Origin of the sequence: Pseudonocardia cypriaca (genome assembly GCF_006717045.1) — a bacterium.
Lineage (GTDB): Bacteria > Actinomycetota > Actinomycetes > Mycobacteriales > Pseudonocardiaceae > Pseudonocardia > Pseudonocardia cypriaca.
Genome location: NZ_VFPH01000002.1, coordinates 1,310,889 through 1,328,819, shown reverse-complemented (window position 1 = coordinate 1,328,819; position 17,931 = coordinate 1,310,889). Strand labels below are relative to the sequence as shown.

Sequence of the window (17,931 nt, the reverse complement as noted above, 5' to 3'; positions counted from 1 at the left end):
CGCGCGTCAAGGGCCCACGCCGACTAAAGATCAGATGTCAAGCGAGTTTTTCGAAGAAGAACTCGTGCTTGAGGAACGAGACGTCGTACTCGTGTCCCGGCTGCGGCGGGAGGAGCTGCGACGCCTGGAAGAGACGCCAGCCGTCCTTGAGCGCGTCGAGCCCCGTCTCGTACGGGGGGAGGTCGCTGTCGCCGGTGGTCGGGGTGGTCTCCCCGGTTCCGTCGTAGCGCGACCAGCCCACGACCTTCGCGTCGAGGGCGGACGAGGCCAGGTAGAGCACCAGCACCTGCTGGCGGGTAGCCCGCTGTGGCGTTGTCGTCATGCCATCTCCTCGACGGGGGCGGGCGCGTGCGGGTTGAGGCTGCGTCCGGCGACCATGCGCCTGGGGCGGTTGCTCACGCGGGTGACCCAGTAGTCCGGGTCGTAGCTGTCGTCGCCGATGAGCGCGCGCCACAGCAGGACCCGGTTGTAGATCTCCAGCCGCCCGGTGGCGTTCTCGTACCAGGGGAACCGGGCGCCCAGCTCGGCGGCGACGGCCGGGTCGTACAGGTCGTCGGTGTTCCACAGCCGGAGCTGCCGGACCGTCGGGTTGAACCGGATCTTGAACATGTAGCGGTCGACGTCGCTGTCGTTGCGCCGCCCGCCGTGCCAGATCCCGTGGTGGAGGAAGACCACGGTGCCGGCGGGGCAGACGAGGCGGGTCTGCCCGAGGAGGTTCTGGTAGCGGCCGGTGTCGGACTCGTTGGTGCGCCGCAGGTGGCTCCCCGGAACCGACAGCGTGCCGCCCATCTCCAGGGTGACCTCCTGCGGGTAGTACATGAGCTGCACGTCGAACGCGTCCGGCCGGACGTCGATGATCGCGTCGCCGTGCAGGTTCTGGGCCTCGCCCTCGTGCGCCTTCCTGATGTGCACGGCGTGGTGGTCCACGAGCGGGTCCGGGCCCACGAGGCTGTGGATCGCCCCGGCGACCTCGGGCAGCCGGACGAGCCGCTGCGCGAACGAGCCATCGGCGAAGGTCTCCGCGAGCGGGGTGCCGTAGGGCACCGCCGGGATGCCGGCGCGGAGCACGTCGATCGCCTCCGCGTTCATCTCCGCCGGCACGACGCCGTCGATGCGGTGTGAGCCGTGGGCGACGAACCGGGCCATCTGCACGGACGTCAGCAGGTGTTTGCGGTGCACGTTCCTCCTCGGGATCCGAGTGGTTCTCGCGCACCGAGGCTAGGACGCAGGTCGGCCGAAGCGCGTGGGCCTGACTCGCCACTGGTGGTAATTTCTCACCATGGGTGTGGACCGCGTCCCCCTGCACCTCGAGCGGCCCCCGTTCGTGGCGAACGCCGGCGTCGGGGTGCACGGCGTGCGCAGCCTGCACGACGTGTTCCGGCTGCCGGACCTCTGGCAGGTGCACCTGTACGGCTACTCGGCCGACGTCACGATCGGCGGGCGCACCCATTCGGTGGCGCCGGGCTGGGTGAGCTTCGTGCCGGCGGGCGTGGAGGTCCGGTTCGACTACACCGGCCGCTCCGAGCACCTCTTCGCCCACTTCCGGCCGGAGGAGACCGGCGAGCCGTCGACGGTGCCGGTCGTGCGGGATGCGGGCCCGGCCGCGGCCGGGCTCTCCGAGCTGATGCGCGCGGCGATATCCGCCTCACCCGGCGGATCGGCCCGCACCGCCGCCGAGGTGTGGACGGCGCTGTGGCGGATCGCCCAGCTCCCGGAGCCGACCACGGGCGGCACGCGGAACACCGCCGTCGCGACGGCCACCGCCTACATCGAGGCCAACCTGGCCCGCCCGCTCTCCGTCCCGGACGTGGCCCGCGCGGCCGGGGTGTCGCACAACCACCTCACCCGGCTCTTCCGCGCCGAGACCGGCCTCCCGGTGGTCGGGTGGATCCGGCAGCGGCGGATGGCCCGCGCCCGCCACCTGCTCACGGCCACGACGATGTCGATCCCCGCGGTGGCCGCCTCCGTCGGCATCCACGACCTGCAGGCGTTCAACAAGGCCTGCCGCCGGGAGCTGGGCGGATCACCACGCGCGGTGCGGGCCGGCGCTTGACGCCGCAACCGAGGGTCCGACGAACGGCGCGTTCGTCGGAACCTATCCGACGAACGCGCCGTTCGTCGGAAAGGGAAGGCCTCGGGGCGACTACGCTGCGGGCGGGATCGGCCGAGAGGGAGATTTCGTCAGCATGCATCTCGCCGCCGATGTCGTGCTCGCCGCGAGCTTCCTCGCGATGGGCGCGGTGGCCTGGCGCAAGCACCCGCGCAGCCCGGTCGGTGCGCTCGCGGTGGCCGTCGGGGTGCTCGTGCTGCTGGCGCAGCTGCCACTGCATCCCGCGCTGCACAGCGTGTGCTCGGTCGCCTGGGCCGCGGTGCTGATCCACCTGGTGGCATCGCTGCCGACGGGCCGGCTGGGCACGCCCGCGATGCGGGTCGTGGTCGGGCTCGCCTACCTGAACAAGTTCTTCATGCTCTCGGCCCTCCTGGTCGGCGGGTTGCCGGACGACCTGGTCAAGGACGCCGCCACCTCGGTCGCCGTGGTCGTCGGCGCAGCGGTGACGGGGATGCAGTGGGTGCGGTGGCGACGTGCCAGCGTGCCGGGTCGCCGGTCGCTTACTCCGGTGCTCGCCGCGGTGGCCGTCGTGGTGGTGCTGCTGCTCGCGGGCAGCCCCCTGTGGACGCCCGAGGAGTCGCTGCTCGACATGGGCGTGCTCAAGCTCGGGCTCGTGGCCGTCCCGCTGGCCTACCTCGCCACCGAGCTGCGCACCCGGATCGAGCGTGGCGGCGTGGCCGACCTGGTGGTCCAGCTGGGCGGCGCACCGGAACCGGCGGGCCTGCAGGCGGCGCTCGCGAAGGCGCTGCACGACCCGACGCTGACGGTGGGCTACTGGGTGGCGGAGTCGGGGCAGTACGTCGATGCGGACGGGCACGCGGTGACCCCGCCTCCCGGCCGGGTGGCCACCCGGGTCGACCGGGCGGGCGAGCCGGTCGCGCTGCTGATGCACGACCCGGCGCTGCTCGAACAGCCCACGTTGATCGAGGCCGCGTGCACGGCCGCCGCCCTCGCCCTCCAGAACGAGCGCCTGACGGCCGACCTGCGGGCCCGCCTGATCCAGCTCGCGGAGTCCAGGCGACACGTCGTGCAGGCGGCGGAGTCCGAACGGCGGCGCCTGGAACGCGACCTGCACGACGGCGTGCAGCAGCGGCTGCTGTCCATCCCGATGGCGCTGAGCGTCGCCGAGTCGTCCCTCCCGGATGACACCGAGCGGGCTCGCGCCCTCATCTCCGAGGCGAAGGAGATGTCGCTCGCGGTGCTGGACGAGCTGCGCGCGCTGTCACAGGGCATCCACCCGACCATCCTCACCGAACGCGGCCTCGACGGCGCGGTCCGCGAGCTGACGCTCGTGGCACCCGTGCCGGTGGCGCTCGCCGTGGACCTGCCGGCCCGGCTCTCGGCCGAGATCGAGACGACCGCGTACTACGTCGTGGCCGAGGCACTCGCCAACGTCACCAAGCACGCCGACGCGAGCCGGGCCGACGTCCGGATCGAGCAGGCGGGCGGCCGGTTGGTCGTCGAGATCGCCGACGACGGGCGCGGCGGTGCCGACCCGGAGGGGTCCGGGTTGCGCGGACTCGCGACGCGGGCCGAGGACAACGGCGGCACCCTGCGCGTCACCAGCCCCGTCGGCGGCGGCACCCGGGTGCGGGCGGAGCTGCCGTGCGCGTAGTGCTCGCCGAGGACAACGTCCTGCTGCGCGAGGGGCTCGTCCGGCTGCTCGCCGAGGCAGGCCTGGAGGTGCTCTCGGGCGTCGAGGACGCCACGGCGCTGCTCGCTGACGTCGGTCGCCACCGGCCGGACGTGGCGATCGTGGACATCCGGCTGCCGCCCACCCGCACCGACGAGGGGTTGCGCGCGGCCAGGGAGATCCGCAGGCGCTACCCCGGCACCGGGGTTCTCGTGCTCTCGCAGTACGTGCGGGTGAGCTACACCGTCGAACTGCTCGACGGCGGCGCCAATGGGGTCGGCTACCTGCTCAAGGACCGCGTCACCGACATCGCCGGGTTCACCGAGGCCGTGCGGCGCGTGGGCACGGGCGGATCCGCCTTCGACCCCATCGTGATCAACCAGCTGGTCCAGCGGCGGGCGGGTGACGACGACCCGCTGCACGCGCTCAGCGAGCGCGAGCGGGCGGTGCTCGCGCTGATGGCGGAGGGCCGGACCAACCAGGCCATCGCCGACCGGCTCGACATCGCCGAGCGGACCGTAGAGAAGCACTGCACGAGCATCTTCACCAAGCTCGGCCTGACGGCGAGCCCGGACGACCACCGCCGGGTCCTCGCCGTCCTGCGCTACCTGAACGCCTGACCCGATCCGGGTGCGGGTAGCCGCACCCGGCAGGCGCGGCTGACCGTCCCGGGGCTGCGTGCCGGCTCGCTGTCGATGCTTGGGGACCGGCCACAGGCTGTACCCCGTGAGATGGATCGGCGGTCTGCTCGTGGTGGCGGCGGTGATGTTGACCAGCGCCACCCCGGCGCTCGCGCACGGCGGTGTGGTCGGCGCCGACCTGCGGATCGCGGCGTCCCTCGGCGACCGGGAGCTGACGGTGATCATCCGCCGGGTCGCCGCGGTGCCGGGCCCCCTGCGCGTCGACGTCGTCAACCACGCCGGCAGCCGCGGCGGGACGCTGCGGGTCGGCGCCGTGCCGCAGAACGGCGGGCCCGCCACCGCCCGCGAGCTGCGGCTGACCGACGGTGGGGGCTCCGCGGGCCTCGACCTGCAGGTCGACCGCGTCGGCGCGTGGGAGCTCCTGGTCGACGACGGCCGGGAGACGGCCCGGTTCCCCTTCGTGGTGCCCGACGACGTGCCGCCTGCGGCCGAGTGGACGACGACCGCAGGCTTCACCACCGCCGGTGGGCTGCTGCTCGCGGCATTGGCCGGGGCGGCGTTCGGGCGGCGGGCATGGCCACCGCTCGTGCTCGGTGGCGGGGCTGCGGCGGCCGTCGTGGTGGCGACGACCGCCGCCCTGCTCTCCTCCAGCCTTCCCCCGCAGCAGGAGATCGACCCCGTGACCGGGCGCCCGCTCAGCATCGACGCACCCGATGCGGGCCGGCCGCACGTCAACCTGCTGGTCGACGCGACGCTCGCCGCAGGGGAGCGGTCCCCGCTCGACCTGCGGTTGGTCGACGGTGCCACCGGACGCCCCGTCGACGACCTCGTGCTGCACCACGACGCGCTCGTCCACCTCGTGGTGATCGGGCCCGGTGGGCAGTTCGCGCACCTGCACCCGGTGCGGGTCGCGCCCGGCGAGTTCCGGGTCTGGTTCCGGCCGGCCTCCGGCGGCGAGCACCGGGTCCACGCGGAGCTGGAGCGCCGGGGTGGGGGAGTGCAGCTGCCGGACGCCACGGTCCGGGCCACCGGCCCACCGGTCGCCGAACCCCTTCCCGGTGGTCCGGGCGACCACGACGCCGGCGGCATGACCGCCCGGATCACGGCGTCGACCCTCGTCGCGGGGGAGCCGTCGGTGCTCACCGCCGAGTTCGGCGCGGCCGGGCAGCCCGTGCGGGACCTGCAGCCGTGGCTGGGCATGGCGGGGCACCTGATCACGACCGGCCCCGACGGCACGCTCGGGCACGTGCACGCCATGCCGGACCCGACGGCCGCGGTGCCGGACGAGACGGTGGCCACGGGTGGGCCCCGCGTCGAGTTCGTCTACACGTTCCCGACCGCAGGGCGGCACCGCGTCTGGTTCCAGGTCGAGCGCGACTACCAGGTGGTCACCGTGCCGGTCGAGGTCGACGTGACCGCAGCGGAGGACGGCTCGTGACCGTCCGCGGCCGGTGGGCCGTGGCGATCTCGGCGCTCGCGGCCGTCGCCGCGCTCGCGCTGCTGTTCTGGCCCCGCCCGCTCGAGCCGGTCGACGTGGCCGGGCAGGCCGGGGCGCACCAGGTCCGCCTGGTGGTCGGGTCGCCGAGCGTCGGCGCGCGGGACGTCACCGTGGACGTGACCGGCGCCGTCGAGCGGGTGGTCGTCGCCCCGACGATGGCCGAGATGGGGCACGCGGTCGCGCCCGTGACCGCCGCGCCCGCAGCGCCCGGCCGGTACCGGGCCGCAGGCGTCGAGTTCTTCATGGCCGGCCGCTGGGACGTGGCGGTCACCGTCCACGGCCCCGGCGGCACCGAGGACGTCGTCCTCCCCGTTCTCATCGCTCCGAGAGGAAGAGAGTCATGATCGACAAACCGTGGGTCCCTGCGTGGATCCTGCTGATCGGATCGGCATCGACGCTGGTCGGCCTCTCGTGGGACCTGCAATGGCACAACGACGTCGGGCCGGACACCTTCTACACGCTGCCGCACCTGTTCATCTACGCGGGTTCGGCGGTCTCCGGGCTGGTGAGCCTCGCCGTCGTGCTCGCCGCCACGGGCGCGACGCGCTCCGGCCGCACGGTCGACACCGCCGTCGGCGGCCGCCGGGTGGCGGTGTTCGGCGTGTTCCAGGCTCCGGTCGGCTACCTCGTGTCCGGGGTCGGGTCGGCGCTCTTCCTGCTCTACGGGCTGTGGGACGAGTGGTGGCACGGCCTGTACGGGTTCGACGCCGTGATCGCATCGCCCCCGCACGTCGGCCTGCTGACCTCGGTGATGCTCGCGATGCTCGGATCCGTGATCACGTGCGCCGCGGCTGCTGGGCAGCGCTGGGCCGGTCCGGCGCTGGTCGCGAGCGTGGCGGTCCTGCTGGGCTTCTCGATGGTGGTGCTGGTCGCCCTCCCGGACGGGAGCGTCGTCGACGAGCGCACGGTGACGGTGTCGCTGCTGTCGATGGCGGCGCTGGCCTGCGTGGCCTCGTTCACGCGCGGCCTGCGCGCCGTGGTCGCAACGGCCACGACGCTGCTCGCGGCGCAGGTGGTGCTCGCCCTGTTCAGCCCGTGGGCCACCCGCGTGTACGCGGCGTCCGAGGGCCTGCCGCTGCGGGACTACGCCAACGGGTTGCCGCGCATGTCGCTGCTCATGCCCGCGACGCTCCTGCTCGGCGTGGCGGGTCTGGCGCTCGCCCGGCGGGCACGCACGTCCGTGCTCGGCGGTGCGCTGGGCGGTGCGGCGCTCGCCGCCACGTTCCCGTTGCAGGCAGCCCTGCTCGGCGTCGCGCTCCAGCCGCCGCTGCAGGCCGCGGCAACGATCGCGGCCGGGGCGCTGCTCGGCGCGGTGGGCGCGTCGGTCGGGGACCGGCTCGGGGGAGCGCTCCGGCTGCTCGTGCCGGCGCGGACGCGGGAGGTGGTCTGAGTGCGGCGCCTTGCAGCCGGCCTCGTCACCCTCGGCCTGTTGCTCGGGTTCGCCGCTCCGGCGCAGGCCGCCACCGCCCAGACCGCCACGGCACAGGACTACACGCCGGTGGAGATCGTGCACCAGGAAGTTCTCGCCGTCGGGCCCTACGAGCTGACGGTCGGGTTCAGCACGTGGCCGGTGCGCGCGCAGCAGTCGCTGGACTTCACGTTCGAGCCGACCGGGGGCATCGACCGCTTCACCGGAACGCTCGTCGTCGCATCGCCCAGCGGCGAGGAGATCAACGCGCGCCGACCGCCCGGCCTCCAGGGGCTGCCCCGCCACCCGAGGCAGCCCGACGTGTGGGGCCTCGACGTGTTCGCACTGGAGGAGCCCGGCGACTGGACCTTCACGTTGGGGCTGGACGGCGATCAGGGGCCCGCGACCGCCACGATGACGGTCCCGGTGCTGGAGCAGCCCGGCCCGCCGCTCGGACTGAGCTGGTTGATCAGCACCGTCCCGCTGTTCGTGATCGTCGGGTTGCTCGCGGTGGCCGTCGTCGGAGGCGGGCGGCAACCGGTTCGGACGCCGTAGCGGGCCGGCCCCCGACGGCCCGCATCCCTGGGTCGGGTGACGGCTCTGCGGCCGACCGAGTGAATCCGCCCGCCAGGACGATGCCGTTCGTAATGGCGCCCCCTGATCGGGCGATGGCAGATCAAGGGGGACGGATCACGAGTGGGGCTCGCGCCCGTCCCCGTGCCGGCCGCCGACGAGGCGCCCGGCAGGGTCGGGGGAAGGACGACGACATGACCGCAGCCGGTCCACCGGGATCCGGGGTGTCCGGACTCCTGCGACCGCACACCCTGGCGTGGGGAGCGCTGTGGTTCGCGGTCGTCGTCCTCTTCACGGCGGGCGTCGGCGTCATCCAGGCGGCGGGGGCCGCTGGGCAGATGCCGCCGCTCACCTCGGGCGTCGAGGCCGTGGTCCGCCCCGTCGACCCGCCGAGCTCCGCGCCGGAGCCGCCCAGGGTGATCGACGTCAACCAGGCCGGCTGACCCGTCGCCCGTCAATCCCGTTGACCACGCTGGAATCGTGGACGGCGTGATCGAGCGACGCAGCGGCAACCTGCACCCCACCTCGGGCTACCACCACGTGACGATCGCGAACCCCGGCCGGCTCGCCTTCCTCGCCGGTCAGATGCCGATGGACGAGACCGGGACGCAGGTCGTGGGTGTCGACGACCTCGACCGACAGGTCGACGTCACCGTCGAGCACACGCAGAAGGCGCTCGCGATCGCCGGGGCGCGCCCGGAGGACGTGGTGCGGTCGGTCGTCTACGTGGTGGGTGACCAGGCGGCGGCCGCCCGGGCGTGGCACCGCTTCGCGGAGTCGTCGATCGGCGCTGCGTTCACCAGCGCCAGCACGCTGCTCGGGGTGGCCGCGCTCGGGTTCCCGGACCAGCTCGTGGAGCTCGAGCTGACCGCGGCGCTCCCGCCCGTCGCCTGATCAGCCCGTTTCGCCCGTGTCCGCGTGTGCGGCGCCGACCGGCTTCGACTCGGGCGAGCCGCGCTGGCGCAGGTACACGCCGAGCACGGCCATGGAGCCCACCGCCAGCATCTCCGACTGCCAGTTCTGGAGGGTGCGGTTCCAGAAGTCGGGCTCGCCGAGATAACCGAGCCACGTGACCGGGTCCTCCCGGTTGCCGAGCTGCTCGGAGTTGTAGGCCGCCCAGCCGGCGACCGACTGCGCCAGCCAGGACAACACGAAGATCGTGCCCATCACGATCCCGAGGGATCGGGAGAAGAGCCCGCCGCGCCAGTCCGTCAACCGCGCCCACGCCGGGGAGTCGTCCCTGGCGTGCTCGCCCACCTTCTGGTCCTCGTCGCTCTCGGTCCCCACCTTCTCGATGTCCTTCGACTCGGGGGAACCGCGCTGCACCAGCCAGACGGTGAGGAAGATGTAGAGGAAGAACTGCAGGTACTCCGACTGCCAGTTCTCCACGACGTCCACCGCGAACGTCGAGGACGTCACGTACTGGAGGAACGACACGGGCTCGGCGCCGTATGCGACCTGCTGGTCGTTGTACTGCGCCTGCCCGGACACCGCCTGCCCGAGGAGCATGAGCAGGAACAGGCCGCCGAACACCAGGCCGATGCCGTTGTCGCGCAGGACTCGCCGCATGCCGCTCACCTCCCCAGCAGCCCGAGCAACGTGAAGTAGGCCAGCCCGACCCCGATCACGGCCAGGTAGGCGACGAACAGCGCGCGCACGGAATTCATGGCCCCTCCAAGCGGCACACGTAGGGCAGTTCGCCGTTGGCGGTGCAGCCCGCGGCGACGACCTTCCAGCCGGCACTGGTGCGGGTGAGGAACAGCGTGTCGTCCGACAGCCGGACCTGGGCCTCGTCGCCCCACACCGAGCTCTGCAGCACCTCTCCGCCCGGGGGTGCTGCCGCCGCAACCTCCGCGAGGCAGGGGCCTTCGCGTTCCACCGCGGCGAGGGCCGCCGGCGCGAGCAGGGCGCAGCGGGCGGGGGGATCTCCCGAGGCGAAGTCCTCGGCCACCCGCTCGACGTCGGGGCGCTCCGTCGCGGCACACCCCGCGAGCATCGCGACCGTGGCACCCAGGATGAACGCCCGGATTACGTTCATGATCGGTGCTACCCGCCGGAACCGGGAGTGAAACCGGCTGCTCACCGGATCGGATGCCGTGCGGGACCCCTGAGGGTGAACCCTGCCGCGAGGCGGTGGCTCCCGCCCGCGCTCCGTGATCCCATCCGAACGGTCTCGACGGGCGTCGTTTGGGGGGTGACCTGCGGTGATGGCTGCGGTTCTCGCCGCGGTGCTGACGTTCAGCACCGGTGTCGGTGAGCCGCCGCCCGAGCGCGGCGCCGAGCGGGCCCTCGCCGAGCTCGGGCCGCGGACCCAGCTCGCCCCCGGTGTCACGCACCGCGCGCTCAGCACGACCGCGGCCGCCGGCCAGGTGCTCGGTGACGTCGTCGAGGTCGACCTCGCCGATCCCGCGGTGCACGCCGACCTGATCACGCCAGGGGCGGTCGCCGCCCGCAGCCCCGTGGCGGACATGGCGAACCGCTCCGGCGCCGTGGCGGCGATCAACGGCGACTTCTTCGACATCGGCCGCACCAACGCTCCCGCCGGCCCTGCCGTGGCCGACGGTCGGCCGCTGAAGGCCGCGGTGCCGCCGGGGCGCCGGATGGGGCCGGTCGTGCCCAGCGCCGAGATCGACTCCGTGTTCAGCGTCGGGACCGACGGGGTGGCCCGCATCGACCGCCTGCGCCTGGAGGCGAGCGCGAGCGGACCGTCCGGAACGCACCCGGTCGTCGCGCTCAACCAGTACGCCGTGCCGGTCGGAGGCATCGGCATCTTCACACCCGAATGGGGCGACGTGGACCGGGCCCGCACGCTCTGCGGCACCGATGTCGACCGCGACGCGCCGTGCGCGGCGGAACAGGCCGAGGTGCTGGTGCGCGACGGCACCGTCGTGCGCGCCGGGCCGCCGGGCGCCGGCCGGATCCCCGACGGCGAGCTGGCGCTCACGGGGCGGGACGAAGGGGCGGCCGCGGTGCGGTCGCTGCAGGTGGGGGACCGGGTCGACGTCGAGTACGCGCTCGTCCCGGAGAGCGGGCACGCGCCCGAGCTCGCCGTCGGCGGCAGCCCGATCATGCGCGGGGGCACGCCGGTGCCGGGCCTCGACGACCGGGAGCGCGCGCCCCGCAGCGTGGCCGGGATCAGCGGCAACGGTCGCCACCTGTGGCTCCTGACCCTCGACGGCCGCCAGTCCGACAGCGTCGGCGCCACCCTGAACGAGCTCGGGAAGCTGGTGCGCGAGCTGGGGGTCGAGGCCGCGGTCAACCTCGACGGCGGCGGCTCGTCGACGCTCGTCTTCCGCGATCCAGGCGCGACCGCCGCAGTGATCGTCAACGATCCGTCCGACCCGTCGCCGCGTTCGGTGCCCAACGGGATCGGGATCTACACCGGATCGAGCGAGCTGGGCTTCAGGGCCGCCGGGTACTGGTCGTTGACGAGGGGTGGAGGTGAACGAGGGTGGCCATGGGAGTGTCGAGCCGCACCATGTCCGACCGACGCGAGTCCGGCCGGGCCGTCGGTATGACGTGGCAGCGGGCCCGGACGCGTTCGGATGAACGTGCCGCGCGGATGCTGCGCGCGGCCGAGCAGACCGCCGAGGCCGCCGCCGCCCGCTACCGCGCCCTGAAGGAAGCCGCCGCGGCTCCGGCCGCCGCCGACGGATCGTGGCGCCCGATGCCGAGCTGGCAGCAGATGCTGCTGCTCGTCATCGGCGGAGGCATCCTCACCGGGCTCCTCGCCATCTGGCTGCTCGCCACGGCCTACCTCGGCCCCGCGGCGCTGCTCGCCCTCCCCGCCGGTGCGGGCGTCGTGGCCGGTTTCATCGCGCTGCGCAGGCGCAGGCCCCGACCGGCCGCCCCGCGGCGTCGGCCGCTCGTGGCGGACCTCGTGCGCGCGGCACAGGAGATGCACGAGGCCGAAGCGGCGCTGGAGCGGCTGCGCAAGGAGCATTCTTGACCGGTGGCACTGGACGGCCACTGGACACGATGCGTTAGATTCACCCGGCACGAATACCCCGTTCGGGCCTTGGCCGTCGTCCGGTCAGCCGTCTTCGCTCCCCGGGAGTGCGCAGGGTGGACACGCACGGTAACAACTCGCCCACGCCGGGCGCCTCGCGGCTCCAGCGTCGGAGCCAGGGTGGAGTCAGCGTCGAGGCACTGCTGAGCCGGGAGTCCGGCAGCACCACCAACCGGCCCGCCGGTGCCCACCGGCGCGGGCCGGTACGAGGCATCGCACCCGCGCCACTGCTCGCCGCCACCGCCGTGGCGGGCGCCGCCGCGGCCAGCGTCTCCTCCGTCGTCGTGCTGTCCACCGGGAACGCACCGATCCACCTCGTGCACGGCAACGTGCAGGCCGCCGGCAACGTCACCGACGACCGCCAACCCCGCCTGTTCGCCCCCGGTGCCACCGACACCGGCGTGGGCGCCGAGCACGACATCACCGACGGCGGCCGGATCGCCGCGCTCGCTCAGCTCGCGGCAGGCGCGCCCACCGTGCTCGCCTCCGCCGTGTTCCCGCAGCTGCTCCCGGGCACGCCGCCCCAGCCGCTCGCGCCCGCGCCCGTCACGCCGCCCGCGCCGGTCCTCGACAACCCGATCCTCGCGGCAGCGCCCTCGTCCAACGGTGACGACCACTCGTCGTCCGGCTCCGCCGACTCCCGCAGGAACGACTCCAACCGGGCCGACGCAGGCCGGGGCGACAACCCGGGCCGGGGCGACTCCGACCACGACCCGCGGCCCTCCCACCCGCGTCCCGACCCGCCGAGCCCGGACCCGAAGCCCACCCCCACGCCGGATCCGGACCCCACACCCTCGCCGGACCCCACACCCTCTCCCGACCCGACACCCTCGCCCGACCCGACACCGGATCCGACACCGTCACCCGACCCGGAGCCGGACCCGACGCCCGAGCCGGAGCCGGAGCCGGAGCCGGAGCCCAGCGACCCGCCCACGAACGACCCCGGGCAGCAGGACCCCGACCCGGGCGACGACGGCGGCTCGGACGGAGGGGAGTCCGACGGCGGTTCCGGCCAAGGCGGCGGGTCCGACTCCGGCGGTTCGGACTCCGGCGGTTCCGACTCCGGCGGTTCGGACGGCGGCAGCTCGGACAACGGCGGTTCCGGCGGGGGCAAGTCGTCCGACGGCTAGCGGGTCAGTGCAGCCAGCGCTCGCTGCTGGGGAGCAGCGCGTCGAGCTCCGGCCACAGGTCCTCGGGGATCTCGGTGTCGGCGTGGGCCACGGACTCGTCCACCCGCTCGGGGCGGGAGAACCCGACCACCGTCGACGCGATCCGGGGGTCGCGCAGCGAGAACTGCAATGCCGCCGCCGGGAGCGGGACCCCGTGCCGCGCGCAGGCGGCCTCCATGCCGCGCACGGCGTCGAGCACCTCGGGGTGGGCGGTGCGGTAGGCGTAGCGGTCGGATGCGGCGCTGCCCTTCGCGAGGATCCCGCCCCCGAAGCAGGCCGCGTTCACCACGGCCACGCCCCGCTCGGCGGCGGCGTCGAGGAGCGGGCCTGCTGAACGGTCGAGCAGCGTCCACCGGTTGTGGGTGATCAGCACCTCGAACTCGCCGGTGCGGACGAAGCGTTCCATCAGCTCGACGGGCCCGCCCGCGACGCCGATGTGCTCGGCGAGCCCCTCGTCACGGATGCGTACGAGCTCCTCAACAGGCCCACCGCGCGCCGTGGCGTCGTCGAACGAGATCCGCTCGGGGTCGTGGAGGTACAGCAGGGGCACGCGGGACAGGCCGAGCCGTTCGAGGCTCTCCTCGAGCGAGCGCCGCACCCGAGCTCCGGAGAAGTCCGCGCCGGCCGGGTCGACCTTGGTGGCCAGCACGAAGCCCTCCGGCACGCCGCCCGCCCGGGCCAGCGCCTTGCCGATCCGCCGCTCGCTCTCGCCGTCGCCGTACCCGTTCGACGTGTCGAGGAAGGTGATCGGCCCGGCGAGCACGCGCACGACGGTGGCGATCGCGCGCTCCTCCGGGACCTCGTACCCGAAGGCCTTCGGCATGCTCGCCAGGAGGGCGGTGCCCGCGCACACCGCGGAGACGTCGAGCCCGGTGCCGCCGAGCGGCCGCTGCCAGTCGATCACCGGGTCACCCTAGCGCCGGGCGGGGGTGAGGGCGGGAGATCAGGTGTCCTGGTCCACCGGCTGGTCGTGGTCGTGGATGTGCGCCTCGCCCTCGTGCTCGCTGTCGAAGTCGACGTGCGGCACGTGGGAGTGGGTCAGCTCCGCGTGGTCGTGCGGGTGGCTGTGCTTCGACGCGAGGTGCTCGAAGGTACCCGCCGTCTCGCTCCAGTTGTGCGTGACGTGCCAGTGCTCGTGCTCGTGCACCACGCCCTCGTGCGTGTGCTGCTCGAACTCGGTGCTCGCCATCTCGCCTCCTAATCGGATACCGGCGGAGTGCCCGCTGCCTGCGGGTGACAATCGGTCAGGACGCCTTCTTCCGGCCTTGGGATGCGGCGGCCGCAACGGCCTTCTCCAGCTCCTCGCGGCTCATCGAGGAGCGGCCCTTCACGTCGAGCTCGCGGGCCATCTTCGCGAGGTCGGTCTTCGAGAGCTCGGACAGGTCCGACGACGCAGGCGCTTCCTTCGGCTTCCCGCCGCGGCGTGCGGCGTCGACACTGCGTTCGAGGGCGGCGATCAGGTCGGACATCGCGGTCGGCTCGGGCGGCTCCGCCTCGGTGACGATCTCGCGGCCCTTCCGCTTGTCCTCGATCAGCTTCTCGACGCGTTCGGTGAAGGTGTCGCGGAACTCGTCCGGCTTCCACGGCCCGCTCATCGCCTCGATCAGCCCCGTGGCCATGTCGAGCTCCTTCCCCTTCGGCTTCGCGCCGCCGGGGAGATCCAGATCGGACCGGTCGCGGATCTCGTCGGCGAAGAACAGCGTCTCCAGCGCGAGCACGTCACCGTCGGCCCGGAGCGCGGTGAGGTACTCCTTGCCGCGCATCACGAACGTGGCGACACCCGCCCGGTTCGTCCGCGTCATCGCCTCGCGGAGCAGGGCGTACGGGCGCTCGTACCGCTCGTCGGTCGGCGCGAGCCAGTACGTCTTCTGGAAGTAGATCGGGTCGATCTCGTCGAGGTCCACGAACGTCTGGATGTCGATGGTGCGCGAGCGGCCGGGCGCGATGTCGGCGAGCTCCTCCGGCTCGACGATCACGTACTCGCCGTCGCCGACCTCCTTGCCCTTCACGATGTCGGAGTACTCCACCTCCTTGCCCGTCCGCTCGTTGATCCGCTGGTTGCGGATGCGGTCGGACGTGCCGCGCTCGAACTGGTGGAAGTGGATCGTGTGGTCCTCGGTGGCGCTGAACAGCCCGACGGGGATCGACACCAACCCGAAGCTGATCGCGCCTGTCCAGATCGCTCGCGCCATGGGTTGGTGGTACCCGCAACGATGCGAGGAAAGTCACCAGGTGCTGCCCGCGGCGATCACGAAGTGGCTTCGCTCGCATCAGGAGGTGACGCGCACGGTCCCCGCGGCGCCATCCACCGTCACCTCTTGACCGGTGCTGATGCGGGTGGTCGCGTCCGCCACCCCCACCACCGCGGGGATGCCGTACTCCCGTGCCACGACGGCGCCGTGGGAGTTGGGGCCGCCCATCTCCATCACGAGCCCGCCCGCGGTGAGGAAGAGCGGGGTCCAGCCGGGGTCGGTGGACGGGGCGACGAGGATCTCGCCGGGTTCCAGGCGGGCGCCCACGGGATCGAGCACGACGCGTGCGGGGGCGGTGGCGGTACCGGCGGATGCCGCGGTCCCGACCAGCGCCCCCTCCACACCGGTCGGGACCGCGACCGCTTCGGGTTCCGTGCCGTCGGACAGCAGGACCCGGGGTATGCGGCGGCGGCGCAGCTCACGGTCGTACTCGGCGCGGCGGGCGGCGACGGTCTCGCGCAGGTCGGCCCCGCCGAGAGCGGCGCGGGCCTCGGCGAGGTCGAGGAAGAAGACGTCGTCGGCGCGGTCGAGCAGGCCGTGTCCGGCGAGGTCGGTGCCGACCGCGGTCAGCAGCGCCCTGACGTGCGCGAAGATCCGGATGAGGAAGTCCTTGTGCTCCTCCCGCAGGCCGGCGAGGCGGCGCATCCGGTCCAGCGCGAAACCCACCGCGACGGCGCGCAGGCGGGAGCGGGCCCGCACCCGCCCGACCGTTGCCGACACCGCCGCGTCGGCCGCCTCGGCGCCACGGGCGAACACGGCGTCCGGCGCGTGCGAGAGATCGTCGAGGCGCAGGTAGTTGGCCAGCATGCCGAGCACGTGCGTCTGGTCCTCCGACCAGCGCGGCACGCCGATGTCGATCTCGGCTACCGCACGGTGGCCGTGGCGCACGAGGAACGCGGCGAGGCCGCTCTCCAGCGCGGGCGGCAGCACGCCGTCGCGGTAGCGGCGGGCCAGCTCGGCGGGTGGGGTGTCGCGCAGCGCGGCGGCGGACGCGGGGTCGCCGCTCAGCTTGCGCGCGAGCGTCCACAGCCGGAGGTCCATCTCGGTGGTGCTGTTGTGCGGCAGCGACCGCAGCACCTCGTGCACCCCGTCGGCGCCCAGATCGGTACCCGCGAGGCGGCGCGCCAGCCCGAGCATGACGAAGCCCGCCCCGGCCGCGGGCACCGTCCGCGGCAGCACCGGGAAGGCCTGGCGGAGCACGTGGACCGCACGGTCGAGGCGCTCGTCGGCGGTGAGCCCTGGCGGTGCCGACGTGAGCGTCCGCACCCGGTCGCCGACCCGCTCGACCCGCCGGCGCGCGGCGTCGGGCCGCAACAGCGCCAGCGCCATCAGCACCGGTACCCGGAAGCGGATCAACGTCCGCACCAGCCGGCGGACGAACGGCGTCCAGGACGTGGTCGTCGGCGAGAGCCGCGGGTCGTCGAGCAGCCCGCGCAGCACGACCGCGGACCGCGACTCCATCAGGTCGAGCGCTCGCGGCAGGAGTGCCCGGCCGGGGTTGCTGCGCAGCGCGGCCGTGACGTCGATGAACGCGCGCCCGCCCGCTGTCCGCAACACCGGCGGCCCGGCGACGGGGTCGGCGACCGGCGCACCGAACGCCAGCTCGGCCGCGGTGGAGGCGAGCACCCGGAAACCGGACAGGCCCATCGGCGTGACGGGCCGGGTGAGACCCTGCGCGAGGCTCGCGCAGAACAGGACCCGCAGCCCGTCGCCCGACGGGGCCGGCAGCGGGTGGAGGGTCGTGATCGGCCGGGCCTGGGTGAGCCACAGCTCGCCCTCGGTGTCGACGGCCCACTCGATGTCCTGGGGCGCGCCGAAGTGCGCCTCCACGCGGCGGCCGAGGTCGGAGAGCGCGACGGCCTGCTCGTCGGTGAGGCACGCCTCGGCTCCGGCCGCGACCGACACCTGTTCCGTGCCGCCGCCGGGCAGCGCGCGCACTTGCACCGTCTTGTCGCCCGGCGTGACGTGGACACCGTCGGCGTCGACGACGATGTGGTCGGGGTTCACCGCACCGGACACCACGGCTTCGCCCAGGCCGGGGCTTGCGTCGATCACGGCGCGGTGGCGGGTGCCGGTCACCGGGTCGGCCGTGAAGAGGACGCCCGCCACCTGCACGTCGACCATCCGCTGCACGACGACCGCGATGTGGACGGCCTGGTGGTCGATGCCCTGCGTCTCGCGGTAGCTGACTGCCCGCTCGGTCCAGAGCGACCCCCAGCACCGGCGCACGGCGTCGAGCACGGCGTCGGCGCCGACGACGTTGAGGTAGGTGTCCTGCTGGCCGGCGAAGCTCGCCCAGGGCAGGTCCTCCGCGGTGGCGGAGGAGCGCACGGCGACCGGGGCGTCGGCGCCGAGGGCCGGGTAGGCCGCCAGCACCGCCTTCGCGACCGCCGCCGGCAGCTCCGCGCCGGCGAGCGCCTGCCGCGCGCGGCCGGGATCGGAGACGTCGAGGGCGTCCGCGACGTTCCGGTAGGCGGCGGTGGTGACCACGAAGCCCGGCGGCACCGGGAACCCGGCCGAGATGAGCTCCCCGAGGTTCGCGGCCTTGCCGCCCACCCGCGGAAGCGCCTGCGCGTCGAGGGTCTTGAGCTCGACGACGAACTCCTCGTTGGCCATGCGGGCACGGTAGACCGGTTCA

At 73.7% G+C, this 17,931-nt stretch carries 20 protein-coding genes; 12 read left to right on the top strand and 8 right to left on the bottom strand.

Annotated elements, in window-relative coordinates; all coding sequences use genetic code 11:
* Nucleotides 1–37 precede the first annotated feature (37 nt).
* Together FB388_RS23925 and FB388_RS23920 are read right to left on the bottom strand one after the other, a co-directional pair.
* Entirely contained in the window at nt 38–322 is a 285-nt protein-coding gene (locus tag FB388_RS23925) for a hypothetical protein (RefSeq protein ID WP_142104425.1), read from the bottom strand.
* The gene (locus FB388_RS23920) at nt 319–1,179 is read right to left on the bottom strand and encodes a phytanoyl-CoA dioxygenase family protein (protein WP_211362195.1); all 861 of its coding nucleotides are present in this window, start codon (nt 1,177–1,179) and stop codon (nt 319–321) included. The genes FB388_RS23925 and FB388_RS23920 overlap by 4 nt, the downstream gene beginning before the upstream one ends.
* A gap of 100 nt (nt 1,180–1,279) precedes the next feature.
* On the opposite strand from FB388_RS23920, the gene FB388_RS23915 reads away from it, so the two are divergent.
* From FB388_RS23915 to FB388_RS23875, 9 genes are all read left to right on the top strand, one after another.
* Nucleotides 1,280–2,053 carry an AraC family transcriptional regulator gene (locus FB388_RS23915; protein ID WP_142104424.1) on the top strand — a complete coding sequence of 258 codons (774 nt, stop codon included), beginning with the start codon at nt 1,280–1,282 and terminating at the stop codon, nt 2,051–2,053.
* 133 nt (nt 2,054–2,186) lie between these two features.
* Nucleotides 2,187–3,725, top strand: coding sequence for a sensor histidine kinase (locus tag FB388_RS23910; protein ID WP_142104423.1), 1,539 nt, complete (start codon nt 2,187–2,189; stop codon nt 3,723–3,725).
* Nucleotides 3,716–4,363 carry a LuxR C-terminal-related transcriptional regulator gene (locus FB388_RS23905; protein WP_142104422.1) on the top strand — a complete coding sequence of 216 codons (648 nt, stop codon included), beginning with the start codon at nt 3,716–3,718 and terminating at the stop codon, nt 4,361–4,363. Before FB388_RS23910 ends, FB388_RS23905 begins: the two co-directional genes overlap by 10 nt.
* A 106-nt stretch (nt 4,364–4,469) precedes the next feature.
* Nucleotides 4,470–5,822, top strand: coding sequence for a hypothetical protein (locus tag FB388_RS23900; protein WP_246122340.1), 1,353 nt, complete (start codon nt 4,470–4,472; stop codon nt 5,820–5,822).
* The gene (locus FB388_RS23895) at nt 5,819–6,226 is read left to right on the top strand and encodes a FixH family protein (RefSeq protein ID WP_142104421.1); all 408 of its coding nucleotides are present in this window, start codon (nt 5,819–5,821) and stop codon (nt 6,224–6,226) included. The genes FB388_RS23900 and FB388_RS23895 overlap by 4 nt, the downstream gene beginning before the upstream one ends.
* The gene (locus FB388_RS23890) at nt 6,223–7,272 is read left to right on the top strand and encodes a hypothetical protein (protein ID WP_142104420.1); all 1,050 of its coding nucleotides are present in this window, start codon (nt 6,223–6,225) and stop codon (nt 7,270–7,272) included. Before FB388_RS23895 ends, FB388_RS23890 begins: the two co-directional genes overlap by 4 nt.
* Nucleotides 7,273–7,845, top strand: coding sequence for a hypothetical protein (locus tag FB388_RS23885; protein ID WP_246122338.1), 573 nt, complete (start codon nt 7,273–7,275; stop codon nt 7,843–7,845).
* A gap of 212 nt (nt 7,846–8,057) precedes the next feature.
* Nucleotides 8,058–8,306, top strand: coding sequence for a hypothetical protein (locus FB388_RS23880; protein ID WP_142104419.1), 249 nt, complete (start codon nt 8,058–8,060; stop codon nt 8,304–8,306).
* A gap of 37 nt (nt 8,307–8,343) precedes the next feature.
* Nucleotides 8,344–8,757, top strand: coding sequence for a RidA family protein (locus FB388_RS23875; RefSeq protein WP_142104418.1), 414 nt, complete (start codon nt 8,344–8,346; stop codon nt 8,755–8,757).
* Here the strand turns inward: FB388_RS23875 and FB388_RS23870 are convergent, their stop codons facing one another.
* The gene (locus FB388_RS23870) at nt 8,758–9,432 is read right to left on the bottom strand and encodes a DUF6766 family protein (protein ID WP_142104417.1); all 675 of its coding nucleotides are present in this window, start codon (nt 9,430–9,432) and stop codon (nt 8,758–8,760) included.
* A gap of 94 nt (nt 9,433–9,526) precedes the next feature.
* On the bottom strand, nt 9,527–9,901 hold the full coding sequence (locus FB388_RS23865) for a hypothetical protein (RefSeq protein WP_142104416.1): 375 nt from the start codon (nt 9,899–9,901) through the stop codon (nt 9,527–9,529).
* A 169-nt stretch (nt 9,902–10,070) separates the two neighbouring features.
* On the opposite strand from FB388_RS23865, the gene FB388_RS23860 reads away from it, so the two are divergent.
* The 3 genes from FB388_RS23860 to FB388_RS39585 all read left to right on the top strand — a co-directional run bounded on the left by FB388_RS23860 (nt 10,071) and on the right by FB388_RS39585 (nt 13,002).
* Nucleotides 10,071–11,381: a phosphodiester glycosidase family protein gene (locus tag FB388_RS23860; RefSeq protein WP_142104415.1), complete on the top strand. Its 1,311-nt coding sequence runs from the start codon at nt 10,071–10,073 to the stop codon at nt 11,379–11,381.
* On the top strand, nt 11,342–11,812 hold the full coding sequence (locus FB388_RS23855; RefSeq protein WP_142104414.1) for a hypothetical protein: 471 nt from the start codon (nt 11,342–11,344) through the stop codon (nt 11,810–11,812). The genes FB388_RS23860 and FB388_RS23855 overlap by 40 nt, the downstream gene beginning before the upstream one ends.
* Nucleotides 11,813–11,928: 116 nt before the next feature.
* Entirely contained in the window at nt 11,929–13,002 is a 1,074-nt protein-coding gene (locus FB388_RS39585) for a hypothetical protein (RefSeq protein ID WP_170225805.1), read from the top strand.
* Between the two features lie 4 nt (nt 13,003–13,006).
* Here FB388_RS39585 and FB388_RS23845 read toward each other — a convergent pair whose 3' ends face one another.
* The 4 genes from FB388_RS23845 to FB388_RS23830 all read right to left on the bottom strand — a co-directional run bounded on the left by FB388_RS23845 (nt 13,007) and on the right by FB388_RS23830 (nt 17,909).
* On the bottom strand, nt 13,007–13,945 hold the full coding sequence (locus tag FB388_RS23845) for an aldo/keto reductase (protein WP_211362194.1): 939 nt from the start codon (nt 13,943–13,945) through the stop codon (nt 13,007–13,009).
* Between the two features lie 39 nt (nt 13,946–13,984).
* Nucleotides 13,985–14,230 carry a type 1 periplasmic-binding domain-containing protein gene (locus FB388_RS23840; protein WP_211362193.1) on the bottom strand — a complete coding sequence of 82 codons (246 nt, stop codon included), beginning with the start codon at nt 14,228–14,230 and terminating at the stop codon, nt 13,985–13,987.
* Between the two features lie 55 nt (nt 14,231–14,285).
* Entirely contained in the window at nt 14,286–15,233 is a 948-nt protein-coding gene (gene ku / locus FB388_RS23835; protein ID WP_142104413.1) for a non-homologous end joining protein Ku, read from the bottom strand.
* A 78-nt stretch (nt 15,234–15,311) separates the two neighbouring features.
* Nucleotides 15,312–17,909: a PEP/pyruvate-binding domain-containing protein gene (locus tag FB388_RS23830; RefSeq protein WP_142104412.1), complete on the bottom strand. Its 2,598-nt coding sequence runs from the start codon at nt 17,907–17,909 to the stop codon at nt 15,312–15,314.
* Nucleotides 17,910–17,931 lie beyond the last annotated feature (22 nt).